The sequence below is a fragment of the Brevibacillus reuszeri genome, assembly GCF_001187725.1.
GTDB classification, from domain to species: Bacteria; Bacillota; Bacilli; order Brevibacillales; family Brevibacillaceae; genus Brevibacillus; species Brevibacillus reuszeri.
In genome coordinates, this window is sequence record NZ_LGIQ01000009.1 from 1,236,714 (window position 1) to 1,257,935 (window position 21,222).

The following is a 21,222-nucleotide window of genomic DNA, read 5'->3' on the forward strand; positions in this document are numbered from 1 at the left end:
ATTATTGCAAAGAAGCTTTAAGGTTCAGTGAATGGATTATGAAGATTGTAAGAATCCCATACATGCAAAAAAGCCCCCCCTTGTCTCACCAGGAAGGCTTCTCTACCGTTATGGATTATCGTTGAAGCTGGGCGCGTTTTGGCAGAAGATCATGTCCCACGACTTCAGCGTACGTTTCGCGTTTTACAACCAGATCAGCATCCCCGTCCTTTACAAAAACAACTGCAGGGCGCGCGATCCGATTGTAGTTGTTTGACATGGAATAACCATAGGCTCCGGTGCTTGGAACAGCCAAAATATCACCTGCTTGAGCCGGAGGGAGCTTGACGTCCCAGATCAGCATGTCACCAGACTCGCAGCATTTTCCGGCGATGGAAACGACCTCCGTGGCTGGCTGGTTCATTTTATTGGCAATCGCTGCCTCGTATTCCGCCTGATACAAAGCTGGGCGAAGGTTATCTGTCATACCACCGTCAACGGCCACATATTTGCGCACGTTCGGGATTTCTTTTTGCGAGCCGATACGGTACAGCGTAGTACCTGAATCACCTACGATACTGCGACCTGGCTCAATCCACAGCTCAGGCAATGGAATTTGGCGAGCGTCCAATTCTGCGCGCACGAGATCCGTAATCGCCTTAATGTAGGTATGCGCTGATTGTGGAGTATCTCCCTCAACGTACCGGATACCAAAGCCGCCACCTACATTGAGCACTTCCGGCAAAAAGCCATGCTGATCTTTGGCGTCTCCCAGCAATTGCGTCAATCGCTTGACAGCTACCAGGAAGCCTTCTGTTTCAAATATTTGTGATCCAATGTGGCTGTGTACACCCAATAAATGCAGATGATTGCTTTCATGTGCATACTTGATCGCGTCTAATGCCTGACCGTTCTGTACGTCAAATCCGAATTTGGAGTCGATTTGACCGGTGGAAATATATTCGTGTGTATGTGCCTCGACACCTGGAGTCACACGCAGGAGAACAGAAATCTTTTCACCGCGCTCTTCCGCCAGCTGACTCAATAGGTGCAGCTCATAAAAATTGTCTACGACAAAACAGCCGATTTTGGCATCCAGGGCCATCACAATTTCATCCAGTGACTTGTTGTTGCCATGAAAATGGATGCGATCTACTGGAAAACCTGCTTGCAGAGCCGTATACAGCTCACCGCCAGAGACGACATCAAGAGACAAGCCTTCCTCCTCTACCAGCTTGCACATCGCCATCGTACAGAATGCCTTGCTCGCATAAGCTACTTGAAAGGAAAAGCCCGATTGGGAAAACGCGTCAATAAACTGTCGACATTTGCTGCGAATCAGGGCTTCATCATATACGTAAAGTGGTGTTCCGTAGGTCGCTGCCAGTTCTGTTGTTTCGCAGCCCCCAATTTCCAAAATTCCTCGTTCATTCACTCGACTTGTCCCGTGTAAAAACATATTTCGTTCCTCCCCAGTCTCTGACACCGAATCATTCTGTAAATTACCAAACAGTCTAGCGTGATCTGCTCATACTAGAGCGTCACTCTCGACAAAAAGCTTTACCTGGATAAAGCCAGAAGTCGACGCCGGACCCTAATCGCGCGTGTTGGAAAGTATTTCCAAGTCACTTTGCCTTTTGTGAATGAGAACTTTCCATTCTTTTAAAAGAAAGGCAACCGACTGTGAGACGTCAGTTGCCGAACATAACGAGCGTAGTAAGGCTTCCCCATCCAATTTACTACACGATAGTTTATTTGACAATGGGTGCCCGCAGTCATTTTCAGAATATTATTGACGCGATGTATTTTGCGAGCGAACAATGCTTGGTCGATTGTTTTTTCGAGGTACCGCAATTCGTACGATGATATCTTTCATGGCTTTGTAATTAAAAGGAATAAACGGCCACAAATATGGTGTGTTGAGGGAACGAGTGGCAGCAAGTCCGACCAATACAACCAGAAAACCGATCATAAGACCCGGTGTCGAGAAGAAACCAACCATCAGGATTAAAAAGATACGGATGAGCCGATTAGCCAGGCTCAATTCATAGCTCGGTGTTGCAAACATCCCGATGGCCGCAACCGCCAAATACAAGATGACTTCGGGGGCAAACAAGCCGACCTTGATCGCAACGTCTCCAACCAAAATTGCTGCCAATAATCCCATCGCTACGGACAAAGGGGTCGGTGTATGAATCGCTGCCATCCTCATCAAATCAAGCCCTACTTCTGCCATCAAAAATTGCGCCAATAAGGGGATGCTGCCTTTTTCCTTCATTCCGAGAAAATGAAGCGAGTCGGGAATCATCGATGGATGCATGACCAACAGTAGCCAAATGGGCAAAACGAATACAGAAGCAAAAATGCCGAAGAAGCGTACCCAGCGCAAGTAAGCACCTACGACAGGGGTCTGCCTGTACTCCTCTGCATGCTGAACATGATGAAAATAGGTAGCAGGCGTAATCATGACGCTAGGCGATGTGTCTACATAAATCAATACATGTCCTTCCAGCAAATGCACCGCTGCAACATCCGGTCTTTCTGTGTAACGCACCATCGGAAACGGATTGAACGTCTTTCCGATAATAAATTCTTCTACCGTTTTTTCCGCCATTGGAATCCCGTCTATCTGGATGTGCTGCAGTCTTTCCTTTAACGTATCAACCAGTTCTTGGTTTGCAACATCCTGTAAATACGCAACCGCCACATCTGTTTTGGTCCGTTCCCCGATTTGCATAATTTCAAAACGAAGACGTTCATCTCGTAGACGTCTGCGAGTCAAAACCGTGTTGATGACCAACGTCTCGGTAAAGCCATCATGTGCGCCACGAACAATTCTTTCCGTGTCTGGCTCCATAGGAGAACGCGTCGGAAAAACCTTAGCATCCACCATAATAGCGGTATCATACCGATCAAGGATTAATCCTACTTGTCCGACCAGCAGCTTGTCCATGAATTCATCAGTAGTCGATATCTTCGTTAGCTGAAAATACGGGATGTATTTATAATACAGTTGATCGAATAAATGATCCTGAACATCACGTTCCCGCAAATCATTCAGTTCCCGCATCACCTGTGTAACGATATTACTGTCAGCAAATCCGTTTATGTAATACAAGAGAAGGCGTGTTCTCCCAACGAAAAACTCATGCACGCCCATATCAAAGCTTGAGCCTATGCCTAGCCTGTCATTTAAGTATGCTTTATTTTCTTCAATTTGGTCCGAGATGGGGCGCCGTTTTTCCGTTACCTGTGCCATTCGGGTCGCTCCTTTCCAGTATCCATTGCACTGCTTTTTTTGTGATCGGACTGCCTTTTTGCAAGCTGTCCTTTCCAAGCATCTTGCCGATATCACCTATGCCGATGAGATTAGGAACGTGAAGGGCATTCAGAATATCGACAGTGTCGCCGTAAATTCGGTTTACAAGCTCTGGACTGGCATTTCCGTCTTTGTCCACGGCTTCTGTCACAACTTGCCCTTCATTATTGACTGAGTAAGCTACCCGCGCTCCTTGCACCCATCGTGTATTAGAGGCAACTGCAATCGCTCCGATCACCTCGATATCCGGGTGCTTGACCACGTACTCGATGGCCTTTTCTCCCTGTCCCTTTCCGAAATCACCGTTATCGTCAAACATGACAATCACAGGATCGTAGGCAGCCATTTTGATGAGCTCAACCATCTGATGTCCTCGCAGAGGTGTCGGATTCCCGGCAGATAAGGAAATGCATCGCCCGCCGATCTCTCTTGCTATCATTTCCAGTACTTTTTGCGCGACATGATCGCCATCGGTAACGAGGATGACTCTTCTTCGTTCTTCGTCCATGTCGCCTCCACCGTCCTTAACCGTTGCCATAGTGACTATCCTTTTGGCTTGAAAATGAGGGAAGCAAAGAATCCAAAGGCAATCGCAGCTGATATCCCTGCGCTTGTGACCTCGAAAATCCCGGTTGCTACACCAATCAGCCCATGCTGCTCGGCTTCTCCTATCGCTCCGTGATACAAGGAATGTCCAAAGCTCGTAATCGGCACGGTAGCTCCTGCTCCAGCAAAATCAATGAATTTGTCGTAGACCCCAATAAAGTCCAGGACGACACCGGCTACTACCAGCGTGCTCATCACGTGTGCAGGTGTCAATTTACCAACGTCGAGCAGCAATTGTCCTACGACACAAATGAGCCCTCCAATGATAAAAGCAATTACGTACTCCATCATATGCCTCCTTCCAGTGCAACTGCATGCGCAATACACGGAATTGAATTGCCTTGCTGATAGCTGACAGGACTTAGTAAGGCTCCCGTCGCACAAACCAGTACTTTTTTAAGTACGCCCCGGTTAAGCTGATCCAAAATGTAACCGTACGTGACCACAGCGCTGCTCGCACAACCGCTCCCTCCTGCGAAGACATCCTGGTCAGGGGAGAAAATCATGAGACCGCAGTCATTGTACACTGGGTCCATGTCGTATCCTTCTTGTAACAGCAGCTCTTTTGCAATAGGATAGCCTACCGACGCCAGGTCTCCTGTCACGATCAAGTCATACGACTCTGGAGTACGTCCTGTATCCTGAAAATGAGCCAAAAAGGTAGATACAGCAGCAGGTGCCATCGCAGAGCCCATATCAAACGGGTCCTTGATCCCCATGTCCACTACCTTTCCCATTGTTGCATAGGTGATACGTGGCCCATTTCCTCCGATGCCTATCAAACCCGCTCCTGCACCTGTCACGGTCCATTGAGCGGAGGGGGGCTTCTGACCTCCATACTCTGTAGGATAGCGATACTGTCTTTCAGCCGTGGCATTATGGCTACTGCACGCTGCGATTGCTTTGTTTGCATATCCGGCATTAACCAAAGCTGCGGCATTGGCAAGCGTCAGCATCGAGGTAGAGCACGCGCCATACATACCTAGCAGCGGAATGGCAAGCTTTTCAGCCGTAAAGTTTGTCGTGATATTTTGATTGAGCAGATCGCCTGCCAGTATGACATCGACATCCTGTCCAGTTATCTTTGCTTTTTGGAGCAATGCCGATATTGCATCCTCAAGCAATTGGCGTTCAGCATCTTCCCACGTCTGTTGTCCTGCATACATGTCGTCATGAATCTTGTCAAAAAAGGCTGCCAAGGGTCCCTCTCCTTCTTTCGGACCAACGGCCACAGCAGACGCTTGCAATCTTACGTCCTGAGCAAAATGCCACGTTTGCCGGTTGATTCGAGACGCCTGGTTCTGGCTTGCCACTGACACCCCTCCTCAAAAAATCATGTTCATGACACTCTTTAATATCCCCGCAATAAAAGCCGCAACTACCCCAAACACGATGACGGAGCCTGCCAGCTTGAACATGTTGCCACCGACACCAAGAACCAGCCCTTCACTCCGATGCTCGATGGCAGCCGAAGCGATGGAGTTGGCAAAGCCTGTCACGGGCACAGCGGAGCCTGCTCCTGCATACTGACCGATATTGTCGTATACACCGAGTCCCGTTAACAGAACCGCAATAAATATGAGTGTTGCAACGGTAGGGTTGCTCGCTGTTTTCTCTGTAAATCCAAACAAGTAAATGTACATATTTTGCAAGGCTTGCCCGAACAAGCAGATTGTCCCGCCAACCCAAAACGCACGCAGAGAATTTAGCAGGACATTACGCTTGGGCTGGAATTTTGCAGCTTGTTGTTGGTACAGCTGCTTTGTCATCTGCATCGATGCCCCGATGGGTTTTGATTTCGATTTGGTCGCCATGCCCTTTCACTCCTTTTTTTCCAATAATGCGCGAGTCTACAAGAGAAGCCATACCTATATCTTTCCTGTTTCAAAAGATGCCTATGAATAGTGGTATTTACCAGTTTAGAGATGGAGAAGCCACTGCAGAATCGAGCCCGTTACTTTGCCAAACACGACAGCCATTAACAGCAATAGTAGATTGCCATCCATATTCATGCGCTTGGCGAGAATCGGAAAAACATTCAGTACTTCCGTTAAGCCTGCCGCCAGGGCTCCGACGAAAATCCCAGCAATCAATCCATAAATGGCTGTCACCCCAACGGGCAATTGCACTCCCCAATGAAAAAAATCGATGAATGTAAACACAAGAACTCCACTCACCAGCGCCCATTCAAAGCTGCGAATATATCCATGCGCATTCGTGAGCTGTGTAAGGCGAGGAATGATGTCCAAAACGGTAATGAAAGCGACAAAACCACTTCCAACCGCCAATCCTCCACCAAGCCCAATTAGAACGAGCAGCACGCATGCACCAAGGCTCATGTTTTCGTCCGCTGGTTTTCCTTGTTTTCGTTCTGAATATAGTACTGATCGAGATTTTGTTGGTACATAAACAATTCCACTTCTAATGGGCTCGGCTCTTCATTAATTTTTTTCTTGAAAATATGGTTGAAAAATAAAATCATCCCCAGTCCGATCCCAATAGAGTAAGGGATTTGAAGCCAGAGTGGATGTTGATTTTTTTGACCCGTGAGGAGATAAAAAATACGCTGATGGACTTGCGGCATGCTTACGTCGGTATGGAAGTTCATAATGGCAAGCCCAGAACCAATAAACAACACGAGCCACACAATGGCAACCAGCAAAGGGTTTGCTTGTTTCCGTGGATTTTGCACCTCGACAATAATTTGCGGTGCGCCTTGGATATCCAGATCAGCCTCAGGATAAACCTGACGAAGCCTTTGAATCACCTGCATAATATCAATAATGATCAAGTTCCCATCGCTTGGCTCAACTCGATAAATCGGCATTCGTTTGATCGCTTCCTCGCGTTCGCCATCCCAGTAAATTTGGCATATATCGCCCAGCGTGATTATGGCTTCGGGTTTTACTGCCAAACGCTTTCGCAAGCGCAGAAATAGCGCTTCCTTCATGAGAGCTCCCTCCTTTCACCTTGTCTTGTGTAATCCCCGCTAGTATGTGCGTCCTCTTAAAAGCCATGCAAAAAAGCACCAAAGCAATTTCGCTTTGATGCTTACCTTGTGCCCCCTGAAACGGAGTGCCGGGCTAATGTTCAATTTGCTCCTTGATCGTTTGCAGAATTCGCTTTTCGAGGCGAGAGACCTGGACCTGTGATATTCCTAATCGCTCGGCTACCTCAGACTGGGTTTGATCCTTATAATAGCGCAAATAGACGATTAGCTGCTCACGCTCACTCAAGCGGCTGATGGCATCCTTTAGCGCTATTTTTTCAAACCACTTGTTGACACCTTCATCCGCGATTTGATCGATTAACGTAATGGGGTCCCCATCGTTTTCAAAAACCGTTTCGTGAATGGAAGAAGGAGCTCGATTGGCTTCTTGCGCAAAAACGACTTCCTCCGGCGTAATCCCTACAGCTTCCGCTACTTCGGCAATTGTGGGAGCACGGCCGAATTGCTTGTAAAGCTCGTCTTTTGTTCTGCGTACCTTGTTCGCTGTTTCCTTGAGTGATCGGCTTACTTTTACCGTGCCGTCATCGCGTAAAAAGCGCTGGATTTCTCCGATAATCATCGGTACCGCATAAGTAGAGAAGCGCACATCATAGGACAAATCAAACTTATCAACAGCTTTCAGCAAACCGATACAACCGATTTGAAACAAATCATCCGCTTCGTATCCACGGTTGATAAAACGCTGTACGACAGACCAGACCAGCCTAATGTTGCTGTTCACTAGAAGTTCGCGGGCATGAGCGTCTCCGGCCTGGCTTTTGGCGATCAGTTCCTTCACTTGGTCATTGGTCAGAAATGGTTGACTCGCGTTTTTAATATCGGCACCCATTGGCAATACCCCTAATTTTGTAAGGCTTTGGCAAACGACAAGCGTTTGGTCAGGCGAACCGTTGTACCTTTTCCAACTGCAGTCGCCACTTCCAAAGAGTCCATGAAATTCTCCATAATGGTAAAGCCCATTCCTGAGCGCTCCAATTCTGGCTTGGTTGTAAAGAGCGGCTGCATCGCCTGCTCTACATCCTCAATTCCTTTTCCGTTGTCCTCCACGACAACCTCCACCGTTCCCTCATCAATGCGCACAGAGATATGTACCACACCCTCGGGATTCTCGTCATATCCGTGAATAATGGCATTGGTAACTGCCTCGGAAATAACGGTTTTCATTTCTTCTAGCTCATCCATGGTGATATCCAGATGAGAAATGAACGAAGCCACAGCCACTCGGGTAAATGCTTCATTTTGGCTCAATGCAGCGAACGATACGGACATAAAATTACGTTGTACAGTCATTACTACGCCACCCCCAGAACAAGCAATGCGTCTGCTTCGTTTTCACGGAACTTGATCACCTTAAACAATCCTGACATCTCAAAAATTCGATAGATGGTTGGATTAATCGAGCAAACGTACATTTCTCCGGAACGAGCAGAGATTTGTTTAAACCTGCCCAAAATAACACCGATCCCAGAGCTGTCCATGAATGCCAACTCGGCGAGACTCAAAACGATATGACGGATCTGGGGGGTTCGTAAAATATCATCGACCTTACTTCGCAGCTCTTCTGCCGTATGATGATCGAGCTCTCCTTGCAAGCGGATTACCAGCACATCCTGGCGGGTCTCCATCGCAATGCGCAAACTCATAGCTGACACACTCCTTCTCCCGTATTAGCTGTCTCTTTCTTCTTTCGTTTAACCAATTCCTGCCAGTCGACAAAAGAACAAAAAAATCGAGTAGCCACATCTGCTCATTCGAGGCAACTCGATTCTTTTCGCGCTCATGGTGTCTGTTAGTAACTGATTAATACGTTCTTGGTGGTCCGCTTAAGAATCTCCCACATGCCTGCTTTATCAATCGTTTGTTCGGGATAAAGATCGATTCTGTTTACTTCTTTTCCATCCATGGTGCGGATAAAAATATGCCCGACTACCTGCTCTTTGTTCACAGGGGCATTGACCGTAGAATTGATCACGACTTCTTTTTTAAACGAATTGGCAGACTCGCCTTTTTTCATGAGAAGACTGACCGCATGTGGGGTAACCACATTGATTTTGGGCTGACTCCCCTTGTCTACGGTAAGCTGTTCGACGGTCTCCCCCTTTTTATACATGGGCATAACCTGATAATGCGTAAACGCATAATTAAACATCGTGGAAACCTCGTTGTTGCGTGTCTTCACATCCGGTACACCCATGACGACAGCGATAATTCTCATATTGTTGCGTTTGGCTGTTGCAGTTAAGCAGTACTTGGCCTCACTGGTATAGCCCGTTTTTAATCCGTCTACACCTTCATAAAACCTTACCAGACGGTTTGTATTGACTAACCAGAACGGATTCGCCGAGTCCTTGCGCAAATAGTCCTGATAGGTTCCTGTAAAGCGAGTAATACCTTCGTGCTTCAATAATTCTCTGGACATAATAGCAATATCAGCTGCAGAGGAATAGTGTTCGGCGGCTGGCAATCCATTCGAATTGACAAAATGGGTATTTTTCATCCCGAGCTGTTTCGCCCGCTCGTTCATTTTGGCAACGAAGGTTTCTTCTGTTCCGCTCAAATGCTCTGCCATCGCTACAGAGGCATCATTCCCAGAGGCGATAGCAATCCCTTTGATCATATCCTCGACAACCATCTCTTCACCTGGCTGCAAGAAAATTTGGGAGCCCCCCATCGAAGCAGCCCGTTCACTCGCCCGCACCTTATCGGTAAGCTTTAATTCTCCTCTTTCGATTGCTTCCATAATCAGCAGCATCGTCATTACCTTGGTAATGCTCGCAGGTGGCATTTTCTCGTTCGAATTTTTCTCATACAATACCTTACCCGTGTCAGCCTCTATCATAACGGCTGCTTTTGCATTTGGGGCAAAATTCATTTCGCCAGTTTGCGGTCCAGCCTTTTCTGCTGCGACAGCTAGTGGAGAAAAGATGGTGAAAAACATGATGAAGCATAGAGCGATGTATCCATTCCGTTTCATAGCAGTCTCTTCCCTCCATTCATGATTTTATTCTCACCAATGCGAAAGGAAAATATTCACAACAAAAAACCCTTCTGCACGTAACAGAAGGGACCCTTGATTAGATCACAAAACGGCTTACATTTTCCGTAAGATCATCAGCCATCTTTTTCAGTTGTTCTACATTTTCATTAATGCGTGCAATCGAGTTCAATTGTTCATCGACTGTCCCAACTACACCGGTAATGGAATCGCTGATTTCGTCCGACATATACGCCAGTCTGCGCATCGAATCGGTTACAACCTGATTGCCAGCTGCCATTTCTTCTGAGGTTGCTGTCATCGACTCGCTTTGCTCCGCTGCTGCTTGAATCTCTCCCACAATATTTTGGAAAGCCGTGCCTACAGCCTCAACCGATTGCAGACCTCCACCAACCATGGTTACGATTTCATCCATGTTTTTGCTCATATCCATTGCTTCATCGTTAATAGAATGGGCGATAGATGCGATACGCTCAGAGAACGAGCTGCTTTCTTCAGCCAGCTTGCGAACCTCGCTGGCTACGACTGAGAAACCACGACCTGCATCACCTGCGCGTGCAGCTTCAATCGCTGCATTCAATGCTAACAGGTTTGTTTGTGAAGCGATGCTTGAGATCATTTCAACAATACTCGTAATTTGACGCGCACGCTCACGCAGGCTATGCATTTGCTGTGCGGTCCGCTCCACTTCATTCGTAGCGCGACGCACCGTATCAATGACGTTTTCAACCATCTGCATGCCGCCTTGAGCACGCTCAAATGTACGCGTAGTTGCGACCGAAGTAGATTCTGCTGCAATTGCGACTTGCTCCACACCTTGCGAAATCTCGGATACGGTATTGGCTGTTGCCTGTACCTCACTCGTTTGTGTTGAAACACGCTCTGCAATCGTCGAGATGTTATCAGTAATGACATTGATCGCGCCTCTGTTTTCCTGAGCGAACTGCGTTAACTCATCTGTTGCTACGTTGAGCTGGGTAGCTTGTCCCTGGACCAAAGCAATAAGCTTGCGCAATTCAGCGGCCATATCATTCATCTTACGTCCTACCATGGCTAGCTCATCATTACCATTAACTTTTACATGTACGTCAAAGTTCCCAGCCCCGATTCGTTCCATATCCCTGGCGATCGCAAACAGGGACAAGCGAATCCGTTTTGCAAACCACCAAATCAACCAGGTGGAAATAGCGATAATGGGCAAGCTGAACAGTACAAAGTATATCCACATTTCGTTTACTTCACCATATACCTCATCACTGCCTGAGGTAAGTACAATGTCCCAGTTCAGCATGGCGATCGGAGCAAATGCTGCAAAAGCGTCGTTCCCCTGATCCTCGTAGATCAGGCTCTCGCTTGTTTCTTTTTGCATGAGCTCCATCATTTCTGCATACTCTGGCTGATCCGCAATCGACATATTATTGTTGTTTTCCGGGTTTTTGTGAGCAACAACCAATCCATCCGGACGAACCACAAACGCGTAGCCATTTTGCATGAATGGAATTTCAGGTACCTTTTGAACCATTTGATCAATCGTAAAGCCTACAACGAAGATTCGACTTGTGTCTTTATTCTTTTCTCCAACCGGTGTCGCAATATAAAGAAAACTTTTGTTAATCCCTTTAACGATTTCTTCATCGGAAACGACTGTTCCGCCTTTACTGATTGCCTGCTGGAAGTATTGTTTTTGTTTAAAATCAATCTCGTTTTTCCCTGTAAGCGAATACAAAGATTTCCCCGTTTTAGAATCAATCAGATAAATCTTAGATATTTCTCGATGAGCCTGACGCATCAAGCTGAATTGCTCCATAATCAGCGGCTCTAATTCTGTCATCATGACACGCTTGGAAGCGGCTGTCTCAGACGAGGCTACGATTGATTCCAGCCAATCCTCCAAGCTGGTTGCATGCTGTTCTGCCAACATTTTCGCTTGCTTCGATGTAATGCTGAAGAGAGTGGATTTGGAAAAGGAAATCGCTATGTATTGCAGAGAACCAATAATGATAAGTACGAGAATCAGACCAAAAACGATCATTTTTGTTGCGAGTGAACCTTTCATCTGGCTGGACGAAATTTGATTCAATGATTTCATGCGTGAAAAAAATGACGATGTCATCTCTTTCACTTTCCATCGCGGCGACAAAAATTTGCTCATGTTGCCTGCCCCCTTATTGTTTTTCCACTATATTTTACCAATATGAGAATATCAGTAAATTCGACTTCGCCTAGCTGGTCGCTAAACAAGGCCTGAGCAATATGTAGAGCCGGTATCCTGCTAATTTTTATACGATCTGGGGTCGTATAAAAAACAATAGGAAACAGCTATCTTCCATTCTCTACCCTTTTTCCACTATCTGCAAACCTTTTTTCTAAAAAATTCATCAACTTGCAGTAAAAAAATAACAATTTCTTTTTGGGTAAAAAAAGCGAGTTCCTGGCCACCTATAGCCTGGGAACCCGCTTGTCTGAAGATTAGTTATACAGATGGCATGCAGCAAAGTGACCTGGTTCTACTTCTTTCCATTCTGGTACTGCCGCTGCGCATTCGGGCATTGCTTTTGGGCAGCGTGTACGGAAATGGCAACCGCTTGGCGGATTCATAGGACTTGGTACATCACCTTGAAGAACGATACGTTCACGATTGCGCTCAACCTCTGGATCTGGAATCGGAATCGCTGACAGCAGGGCTTGCGTGTACGGATGCAAAGGCTTCTCGTACAGAGCGTCACTGTCCGCCAGTTCAACCATTTTGCCCAGATACATAACGGCAACACGGTCGGAGATGTATTTAACCATAGACAGGTCATGGGCAATGAACATATAGGTCAGGCCCATTTTTTCTTGCAGCTGCTCAAGCAGGTTAACAACCTGTGCCTGAACAGATACGTCCAAAGCAGAGATAGGTTCGTCACACACGATGAATTTAGGCTCTACTGCCAATGCTCGGGCAATTCCGATACGTTGGCGTTGGCCGCCTGAAAACTCATGCGGAAAACGGTTCATATGCTCAGGATTCAAACTAACCAAGGAAAGCAGCTCTTGGATGCGCTCTTTACGCTTTTGACCAGTCGCCAAGCCATGGATGTCCAGAGCTTCACCGATGATGTCTCCAACCGTCATACGCGGGTTCAAGGATGCGTACGGGTCTTGGAAAATCATTTGCATGTTGCGGCGCATTGCCTTCATTTCCTGGTTGTTCAAATTCATGATGCTCTTTCCTTCAAACAGGACGTCCCCACCGGTAGCATCGTATAAACGAAGAAGCGTACGACCAGCAGTGGACTTCCCACAACCAGACTCTCCTACAACTCCCAATGTTTCTCCACGTTTAATTTCAAACGAGATATCATTCACAGCTTTCAGAGTATTATCGCCAATGGAAAAGAACTTTTTAAGGTTGCGGACTTCAATCAATGTATCACGGTTATCCATTGTGTACCCCTCCTCCTACGATCCTGCGCGGTTCTGAGCAAGCGGATGCTGCAACCAGCAAGCTGCTCGTTGGGATGTGCTGATTTCGTTCAGCTCAGGATCAATTTCCTGGCATACACGCATTGCAGATTCGCAGCGTGCCGTAAATCCACAGCCAACTGGCGGACGCAGAAGATCCGGTGGTGTACCGAAAATAGGAGTCAGCGGCTCATCACGGTTCAGGTCGAGACGTGGTACAGAGCGCAACAATCCTTTTGTATACGGATGTTGAGGATTATAGAAAATATCATCTACTGTTCCCGTTTCAATCACTTTGCCCGCGTACATAACGATAACGCGATCGCACATCTCAGCAACTACTCCCAAGTCATGCGTGATCAGGATAATGGAAGTTCCTGTTTTCTTCTGCAGGTCCTTCATCAAGTCCAAAATTTGAGCCTGAATGGTAACATCCAAAGCTGTTGTCGGCTCATCTGCAATCAACAGCTTGGGCGAACAGGACAGCGCGATAGCAATCATCGCACGCTGACGCATACCGCCGGAGAACTCGTGTGGATATTGCTCCACACGTTTTTCCGGCTGAGGGATACCAACCGTGGCCAACAGTTCAATTGCACGCTCACGTGCAGCAGAACGGGACATGTTTTGGTGCTTGATTAATCCCTCTGTAATTTGGTTCCCAATGGTCATAGTTGGGTTCAAAGATGTCATTGGGTCCTGGAAGATCATCCCGATATCTTTACCGCGAATCGCTTCCATTTGTTTATTCGACTTATTAACGAGATTATCTCCATTGAAGAGAATCTCACCTTTTTTAATTTCTCCTGGCGGCATTGGAATCAGTTTCATCAAGGTTTGAGCCGTTACTGATTTTCCGCAACCCGACTCTCCTACGATTGCAACCGCTTCTCCACGGTTCACGTGAAAATTAACGCCACGTACTGCTTTTACTTCCCCTGCATACGTGTGGAAGGATACATGCAGGTCTTTTACGTCTAGAATGCGTTCCATAACGATGATCCCTCCTAATTTATTTACGCAGGCGTGGGTCTACTGCATCTCGCAGACCGTCACCAAACAAGTTGAATGCCAAAATGGTTACGGAAATGAAGACCGCTGGGAACATCAGGCGCCATGGATAATACTTCATCGCAGGCAACCCCTCATTGGACATCGTTCCCCATGACGCAATCGGTGCAGCTACCCCCAAACCGATAAAGGACAAGAAGGATTCCGCAAAGATTGCAGATGGTACGGTCAAGCTCAACGTTACGATAATTGGACCCAGTGCGTTCGGAATCAAGTGCTTGAAGATCAAACGATTGCTATCAGCACCAAGAGAGCGCGCAGCGAGTACGAATTCCTGATTTTTTAACTGTAGCATCTGACCCCGTACAATCCGGGCCATCCCAATCCATCCGGTTATCGTTAAGGCGATAATAATCGTCCCGACCCCCGGTTCTAAAACAACCATGAGCAAAATAACAACAAGCAGGTAAGGAATTGCAAACAAAATATCAGCGATACGCATCATGATTTCATCGACTCTGCCACCATAGAAACCTGCGATACCGCCCCAAATCACACCGATAATGAGGTCGATAAATGCTGCGGCCAAACCTACCTCAAGGGAAATGCGTGCTCCGTACCAAATACGCACGAACACATCGCGTCCCAGATCGTCTGTACCAAACCAGTGTTCAGCAGATGGCTTTTTGTTCTTGCCAGCCAGATCTGTTGTAAAGTAATCGTTATGTGTAACCAGAGGTATTACAATCGCACAAACAAGCAACGCTGCGATAAAAATCATAGAAGCCATTGCTACTTTATTCATTCTCAATCGACGCCATACGTCTGACCAGAAAGAGAGACTAGGACGCTTGATTGCTTCTGCTTGACGGAGGTCAACCGAAATCGGCTCGAAATGCTCTTTAGTCAATTGCTGCATGTCTCATTACTCCTTTCCTGAGTCCGACAACTTGATACGCGGGTCTACCAAGGTATACGCGATGTCTACGATCAGAATCATCACTACCAAGATGATGGAATAGAATACGGTCGTTCCCATAATAACGGTGTAGTCACGGTTTGTAATGGAAAGAACGAATTCACGTCCCAGACCAGGTACACCGAAGATACGCTCGATAACAAACGCACCAGTGAGGATACCTGCGATCAATGGACCCAAGTAGGTAATAACAGGCAAGAGCGCATTGCGAATTGCGTGTCTGACAGTAATCGTGAAGCTATGCAAACCTTTTGCTTTCGCTGTTTTAATATAATCTTGGCCAAGTACCTCGATCATGTTGGAACGAGTCAGCCGTGCGATAAACGCCATCGGAGAAGCTGCGAGAGCCAAGGATGGGAGAATGGTGTATGAAAACCCTTCCCATTTTGCAATCGGCAACAGTCCCCAGTTGATTGCAAATACGTACTGATAAAAGGAAGCTAAGATAAAACTCGGAACGGATAGACCCAAAACTGCCAGGATCATTGCCGAAAAGTCTTGCCACTTGTTATGCTTTAATGCGGCAATCACGCCAAGAATAATACCACCGAAAATGGCCAGCAATAATGCTTGTGCTCCCAAGTGAGCTGAGACAGGAAAACCACGGTTGATCATTTCATTGACCGTCGAGGATTTTTCCGTAAAGGATGGACCCAAGTCCCAAGTAGCGACACCCTTCAAATAGTTGAAATATTGCTCGTGCATCGGCAGGTTAAGCTTGTACTTAGCCTCTAATGCTGCCTTGATCTCATCAGGTACATTTTTCTCCGAAGTAAATGGACCACCAGGTACTGCTTTCATGATGAAGAAGGTGGCCGTTACGATCAAGAAAAGCGAGATGAGCATGAAGATGATGCGCTTACCAAGATAACGGATCAACTAACTTACCCCCTTGACAGATTTTGAATGCTTTCACGTCCCATGTTTACACTGCGGACGTTACCGACACAGTGCACACATCGGCTGTGTAAATAACCCATAAATGATCTCTTGCGTTTGTATCTCTCTATTTTTCTCTTTGATGGCGTTAAGCCATCTGGTATATATGGGAAGGGTTTGCAAAGCAGAAGGTATATGGGCTTGCCATATACCCTCTGCTGCATGACCCGATTCCTTTTAGGAAGTCCTACTCAACTGCAGCCCATTTCCAGTCAACGTCACCCAAGCCGCCAATGACGACACCTTTAACTTTTGGATTTTGTACCCAAGAGTTTGTGTAGAAGTAGATTGGCATGATTGGCATATCATCCATGAGGATTTGCTCTGCATCTGCCAGAATTTTCTTACGTTTCTCTGGATCAGCTTCAAGCGCGGATTGATTCAGGAGCTCTTTGTATTTTGGATTTTCCCAACGAGTATCGTTGTTTCCACCCATTTTTTCTTTATACAGCTCCAGGAAGTTGATTGGATCGTTGAAATCCCCGAGCCAGCCCATACGTCCTACCTGGAAGTTACCAGCGTGCATATCCTCCAAGTAAACTTTCCATTCTTTGTTTTCCAGTTTTACGTCCACACCAAGATGCTTCTTCCATTGGTCTTGGATCGCCTCAGCAATTTTCTTGTGGCCCTCAGACGTGTTGTAAGACAAAGTAATAGCAGGCAGCTTGCTCAAACCAGCTTCTTTCAAGCCTTCTTCCAGAAGCTTTTTCGCTTCATCTACATCGTTATCTTTAAAGTAGCCATTCGGATTCAGTACCATGGATGGTGGCACTGCACCCGTTGCAGGAATTTGTCCCGTTTGCAGAATATTATCAATCAGGGATTTACGATCAATCGAGTAAGCGAATGCTTTACGAATCTTCACGTTGTTGAACGGAGCTTTTTCTGTGTTGAACTTGTACCAGTAAGTACCTGCGATTGGTTGAGTTGTGATTTTGCCTTGATCCTTCAACGCTGGGATAGCGTCTGTTGGCAGTGAGCTCATTGGAGCTCCAGCCCAATCCAATTCGCCGTTTTCAAACATGGACAATTCAGTATTTTCGTCCTCTACCATGGAGAATTCGATGCGATCCAGCTTAACCGAATCTTTATCCCAGTAATTGTCGTTTTTCACGAGCACGAGCTTGCTCTTGTGCTCCCAATTTTCCATTTTGAATGGACCGTTACCAACGTGGGTTTTTGCTTCTCCTGCCCACTTCGCATTGGCATCAATCACTTTTTTGTTAACTGGGAAGTAAGTAGGGAATGCAGTCAGCTCCAGGAAGAACGGAGTTGGATTCTCTAGTTTGACTTCCAATGTCTTATCGTCGAGTGCCTTCACACCAACATCGTCAAGTGATACTTCTTTTTTGTTCGCTTTTTCTCCGTTTTTCACATAGTAGAGCTGGTATGCGTAGTTGGAAGCCGTTACTGGATCCAACGCGCGTTTCCACGCATATTCGAAGTCTTTGGCTGTAATAGGATCACCATTGCTCCATTTTGCATCTCTGATTTTGAAAGTATACGTCAGCATATCATCCGAGATTGTGTAGCTTTCAGCAGCGGATTCATGTGGTTTTCCGTCTGCTCCAACGCGGGTGAGACCGTCAAAGGTAGCGCGGATGATTGCTGCAGATGTCGTATCCTCTGAGATACCTGGGTCAGCAGTAGGCGGTTCGGAGTGCAGGTTCATTTTCAGCACTTGTGGCTTTGCCTCTGCAGCTGGAGTCGATGGAGCTGCCGGTTGTGTAGTAGCAGGTTGTTCAGCAGGCTGTGTAGTTGCTTGCTGGCCTCCGCCGCAACCAGCCAGTGCCGTTCCTAATACAGCAATAGAGCTTACCAATGCAAATATGTTCTTTTTCAACGCAATAACCCCCAGTACGTTTTCTTTTTTGTCTTTTTTCAGAAAATAAAGGACGAAAAAAACGAACTTAACGCGAAGCTTCTTGACTTCGGCTGGAAGGCATCAACCCCTTTCACTGCAGGGTCACCTCGTCATCCTGAACGAAAGAGAAGGAATCTTTGTACTGCTTCAGTTCCAGAGAAACATCCGCTGCTGCAATCCCTTCAATTTGAGAGAGTCGTTCGTTGACGAAAGTGATCAGCTCATCATTGCTATGGAAACACGCTTGTATGATCAAGTCGTGCTTGCCGCTGAAAGCGCCCACAAATCGCACGGCAGAAAATTTGCTCAACTCTTCTGCGACACTTTTCTGCAATCCCAGCTTTGTGGTTAACCCGATGATTGCCTGTACATGTAAGCCTAACTTCTCCGGGTCAGGGTGAATCACGAATTGAAAGACTCCATCCTGTAACAATCGGGTGATGCGAGATCGTATGGTACCCTCGCTCACGCCAAGTTGATGTGCGATTTCTGTATACGGGATTCGACCATCTTCCTGGAGGATTTGCAGAATCTGCTTGTCAACATGGTCTAGCTTTTTCATAAATACGATTTTTGGGGAACCTCCATCCTTTTTTTACGAAATTCGAAAAAAATCTTATAGATGTTGTCTGTACATTAAAAGTAATCCGAAATGATAGCGGTGTCAACGAAATTTGACAAGTAGAATAATAAAACTTTATAAAGTCGATCCGAACAATAAAATATTTTTGATATTATCTACTGCGCAGTTATTATCTAATATTGAATATGAAAATGCAGATTTAATCAACTATTTTTTCTCGGAAAACTGTATTTTTAAACAAAGAAGGGGCATGCATAATTATTCCGCAACACCCCTTTTTTATTTATCAATCAACAAAAAAGCTACTCTCTATTAATCAATAATTTTGTAAATGAGTGGTTGCACTGCTGGAGCTTTTGTCGAAAGAGCGATAGCTCCCTCCAGCTCGTGTAGCGCATTTTGTAATAATTTCTGCTCATTTGCGTAGATCGTCAGCAAAACATCGCCTTTGCGAACCTCGTCCCCGCGTTTTTTCTTCAGAACCAGACCTACTGCCAGATCAATCGGCATTTCCTTCGTCAATCTGCCCGCACCTAACCCAACTGAAGCGTGGCCAACTGCCTCTGCATCAATTTCTGCTACATAGCCATCCTGCTCGGCAGTGATGGTATGGGTGATGGTTGCCTGTGGCAAGCGAGTAAGATCATAGACATCCTGTTTATTGCCGCCCTGGGCCTCTACCATCTGCGCCAGCTTCTCTACGGCCATGCCAGTAGACATGATCTCTTGCAGCCTGCTGCGTCCTTCCTCCACGCTCTGAACAAGCCCTCCAAGGACAAGCATGCGTGATCCGATTGACAGAGCCAGCTCAGTCAAATCACTCGGTCCACGTCCTGCCAGCGTCTCGACAGCTTCTTTCACTTCCAGTGCATTGCCCACAGCAAAGCCAAGCGGCTGATTCATGTCGCTGATGACTGCCACCGTTTTTCTTCCTACCTGACTACCAATTGCTACCATGGCACGCGCCAATGTCTCTGCCTCTTCGATGCTTTTCATAAAAGCACCTTTGCCCACCTTCACGTCAAGCAAGATCGCATCTGCACCTGCAGCGATCTTTTTGGACATGATGGAGCTGGCGATGAGTGGCACTGCCTCGACGGTGGCTGTTACATCACGCAACGCATACAGTTTTTTATCTGCAGGTGTCAGATTGCCCGACTGCCCGATGACAGACACACCAATATCGCGTACCTGCTGCAAAAATTGCTCGCGTGTACGCTCTACTTCAAACCCTGCGAACGACTCGAGCTTGTCGATCGTCCCACCGGAGTAACCGAGACCGCGTCCCGACATTTTGGCAACCGGAATACCCGCTGCAGCAACCAGGGGGGCTACGACCAGCGTCGTTTTGTCTCCTACCCCACCTGTGCTGTGCTTGTCTACCTTTACACCATGCAGAGATGACAGGTCAAGCTGTTCGCCTGACCCTGCCATCGCCATCGTTAAGTCACCTGTTTCCCGTGGAGTCATTCCACGGAAAAACACAGCCATCGCCCATGCGGACATCTGATAGTCCGGGATGCTGCCATCCGTATAGCCATTCACCAGAAATTGGATTTCTTCTGTTGAGAGTTCGCCGCCATCCCGTTTTTTGGCAATGATATCGACCATGCGCATGCCAAAACACCTCCGTTCTTTTGTTTACAGTTGGGCTACGATGCCGTTAACCAGTGCCAAAAACTGTGTTTTTACTTTTTCAGTCGTTTCCATTACTTCATCATGGGACAAAGGCTGCTCCAAAATTCCAGCTGCCATGTTGCTGATGCAAGAAATACCTAGCACGTTCACTTTCATATGGCGTGCCACGATAACCTCAGGTACAGTAGACATTCCTACTGCATCTCCGCCGAGGGTACGCAGCATACGGATTTCAGCAGGTGTTTCGTAGCTTGGACCAAGCAGCCCCGCATATACACCCTCACGCAGCTCGATTCCTTGCTCCGCAGCTACTGATTTTGCCAGCTGACGCAGTTCTTTGGAGTAAGCTTCTGACATGTCAGGGAAACGTGCGCCCATCTCGTCATCGTTTGCTCCAATCAATGGGTTGCGGAACGTCAGATTGAGATGATCAGAAATGAGCATCAGATCACCAGGGTTGTAGCTTTGATTGATTCCACCTGCCGCATTGGTCACAATAATCGTTTCTACACCCAAAAGCTTCATCACACGAATCGGGAATACAACCGCATCCAGACCATGTCCTTCATAAAAGTGAAAACGTCCTTGCATGGCAACAACTTGCTTGCCCTGCAGCTTTCCGATAACGAGCTGTCCTTTATGTCCCACTACAGTCGACACAGTAAACCCAGGAATTTCATGATAAGGAATGATAACCGGATTCTCGATTTCATCTGCCAATACACCCAAACCTGATCCAAGGACCAAGCCAATTGTTGGTTTTTCTGCTAATTTTGGTTCAATATACGCCACTGCCTCGTGAAAATTTGCCATCATGATACACTCCTCATTTCTGTTTCTTCTATATAAATG

General features: G+C 46.7%; 21 protein-coding genes. All 21 read right to left on the reverse strand.

Going from position 1 to position 21,222, the window contains the following annotated elements; all coding sequences use genetic code 11:
* Window positions 1–115 precede the first annotated feature (115 nt).
* The 21 genes from lysA to ADS79_RS20270 all read right to left on the reverse strand — a co-directional run bounded on the left by lysA (window position 116) and on the right by ADS79_RS20270 (window position 21,183).
* Window positions 116–1,438 (reverse strand): diaminopimelate decarboxylase, encoded by a 1,323-nt coding sequence (gene lysA / locus ADS79_RS20170; protein ID WP_049740169.1) that lies wholly within the window; start codon window positions 1,436–1,438, stop codon window positions 116–118.
* 330 nt (window positions 1,439–1,768) lie between these two features.
* Window positions 1,769–3,238 carry a spore germination protein gene (locus tag ADS79_RS20175; protein WP_049740170.1) on the reverse strand — a complete coding sequence of 490 codons (1,470 nt, stop codon included), beginning with the start codon at window positions 3,236–3,238 and terminating at the stop codon, window positions 1,769–1,771.
* Complete coding sequence (gene spoVAEA, locus ADS79_RS20180; RefSeq protein WP_049741079.1) at window positions 3,192–3,806, reverse strand: stage V sporulation protein SpoVABEA; 615 nt, start codon at window positions 3,804–3,806, stop codon at window positions 3,192–3,194. Before spoVAEA ends, ADS79_RS20175 begins: the two co-directional genes overlap by 47 nt.
* A 35-nt stretch (window positions 3,807–3,841) precedes the next feature.
* A complete protein-coding gene (spoVAE, locus tag ADS79_RS20185; protein WP_049740171.1) occupies window positions 3,842–4,192 on the reverse strand; it encodes a stage V sporulation protein AE in 351 nt (116 codons plus the stop codon).
* Window positions 4,192–5,217 carry a stage V sporulation protein AD gene (spoVAD, locus tag ADS79_RS20190; protein WP_049740172.1) on the reverse strand — a complete coding sequence of 342 codons (1,026 nt, stop codon included), beginning with the start codon at window positions 5,215–5,217 and terminating at the stop codon, window positions 4,192–4,194. Before spoVAD ends, spoVAE begins: the two co-directional genes overlap by 1 nt.
* Window positions 5,218–5,229: 12 nt before the next feature.
* The gene (spoVAC, locus tag ADS79_RS20195) at window positions 5,230–5,718 is read right to left on the reverse strand and encodes a stage V sporulation protein AC (protein WP_049740173.1); all 489 of its coding nucleotides are present in this window, start codon (window positions 5,716–5,718) and stop codon (window positions 5,230–5,232) included.
* A 105-nt stretch (window positions 5,719–5,823) separates the two neighbouring features.
* On the reverse strand, window positions 5,824–6,243 hold the full coding sequence (locus ADS79_RS20200; RefSeq protein WP_049740174.1) for a stage V sporulation protein AB: 420 nt from the start codon (window positions 6,241–6,243) through the stop codon (window positions 5,824–5,826).
* Window positions 6,240–6,854, reverse strand: coding sequence for a stage V sporulation protein AA (locus ADS79_RS20205; protein WP_049740175.1), 615 nt, complete (start codon window positions 6,852–6,854; stop codon window positions 6,240–6,242). The genes ADS79_RS20200 and ADS79_RS20205 overlap by 4 nt, the downstream gene beginning before the upstream one ends.
* Window positions 6,855–6,987: 133 nt before the next feature.
* Window positions 6,988–7,743, reverse strand: a complete 756-nt coding sequence (gene sigF, locus ADS79_RS20210) for an RNA polymerase sporulation sigma factor SigF (protein WP_049740176.1) — start codon at window positions 7,741–7,743, stop codon at window positions 6,988–6,990.
* 11 nt (window positions 7,744–7,754) lie between these two features.
* A complete protein-coding gene (spoIIAB, locus tag ADS79_RS20215) occupies window positions 7,755–8,204 on the reverse strand; it encodes an anti-sigma F factor (protein WP_049740177.1) in 450 nt (149 codons plus the stop codon).
* 2 nt (window positions 8,205–8,206) lie between these two features.
* Window positions 8,207–8,557: an anti-sigma F factor antagonist gene (spoIIAA, locus tag ADS79_RS20220; RefSeq protein ID WP_049740178.1), complete on the reverse strand. Its 351-nt coding sequence runs from the start codon at window positions 8,555–8,557 to the stop codon at window positions 8,207–8,209.
* 146 nt (window positions 8,558–8,703) lie between these two features.
* Window positions 8,704–9,888: a D-alanyl-D-alanine carboxypeptidase family protein gene (locus ADS79_RS20225; protein WP_049740179.1), complete on the reverse strand. Its 1,185-nt coding sequence runs from the start codon at window positions 9,886–9,888 to the stop codon at window positions 8,704–8,706.
* 100 nt (window positions 9,889–9,988) lie between these two features.
* On the reverse strand, window positions 9,989–12,061 hold the full coding sequence (locus ADS79_RS20230; protein WP_049740180.1) for a methyl-accepting chemotaxis protein: 2,073 nt from the start codon (window positions 12,059–12,061) through the stop codon (window positions 9,989–9,991).
* A 317-nt stretch (window positions 12,062–12,378) separates the two neighbouring features.
* Entirely contained in the window at window positions 12,379–13,338 is a 960-nt protein-coding gene (locus ADS79_RS20235; protein ID WP_049740181.1) for an ABC transporter ATP-binding protein, read from the reverse strand.
* A gap of 15 nt (window positions 13,339–13,353) precedes the next feature.
* Complete coding sequence (locus ADS79_RS20240; protein WP_049740182.1) at window positions 13,354–14,349, reverse strand: ABC transporter ATP-binding protein; 996 nt, start codon at window positions 14,347–14,349, stop codon at window positions 13,354–13,356.
* Window positions 14,350–14,368: 19 nt separating this feature from the next.
* Window positions 14,369–15,286, reverse strand: a complete 918-nt coding sequence (locus ADS79_RS20245) for an ABC transporter permease (RefSeq protein ID WP_049740183.1) — start codon at window positions 15,284–15,286, stop codon at window positions 14,369–14,371.
* Window positions 15,287–15,292: 6 nt separating this feature from the next.
* Window positions 15,293–16,225, reverse strand: a complete 933-nt coding sequence (locus ADS79_RS20250) for an ABC transporter permease (protein ID WP_049740184.1) — start codon at window positions 16,223–16,225, stop codon at window positions 15,293–15,295.
* Between the two features lie 247 nt (window positions 16,226–16,472).
* The gene (locus tag ADS79_RS20255; protein ID WP_049740185.1) at window positions 16,473–18,128 is read right to left on the reverse strand and encodes a peptide ABC transporter substrate-binding protein; all 1,656 of its coding nucleotides are present in this window, start codon (window positions 18,126–18,128) and stop codon (window positions 16,473–16,475) included.
* 112 nt (window positions 18,129–18,240) lie between these two features.
* Entirely contained in the window at window positions 18,241–18,711 is a 471-nt protein-coding gene (locus ADS79_RS20260) for an Lrp/AsnC family transcriptional regulator (protein WP_049740186.1), read from the reverse strand.
* Between the two features lie 333 nt (window positions 18,712–19,044).
* The gene (locus ADS79_RS20265; protein ID WP_049740187.1) at window positions 19,045–20,349 is read right to left on the reverse strand and encodes a pyrimidine-nucleoside phosphorylase; all 1,305 of its coding nucleotides are present in this window, start codon (window positions 20,347–20,349) and stop codon (window positions 19,045–19,047) included.
* Window positions 20,350–20,373: 24 nt separating this feature from the next.
* On the reverse strand, window positions 20,374–21,183 hold the full coding sequence (locus ADS79_RS20270) for a purine-nucleoside phosphorylase (protein WP_049740188.1): 810 nt from the start codon (window positions 21,181–21,183) through the stop codon (window positions 20,374–20,376).
* Window positions 21,184–21,222: the final 39 nt, after the last annotated feature.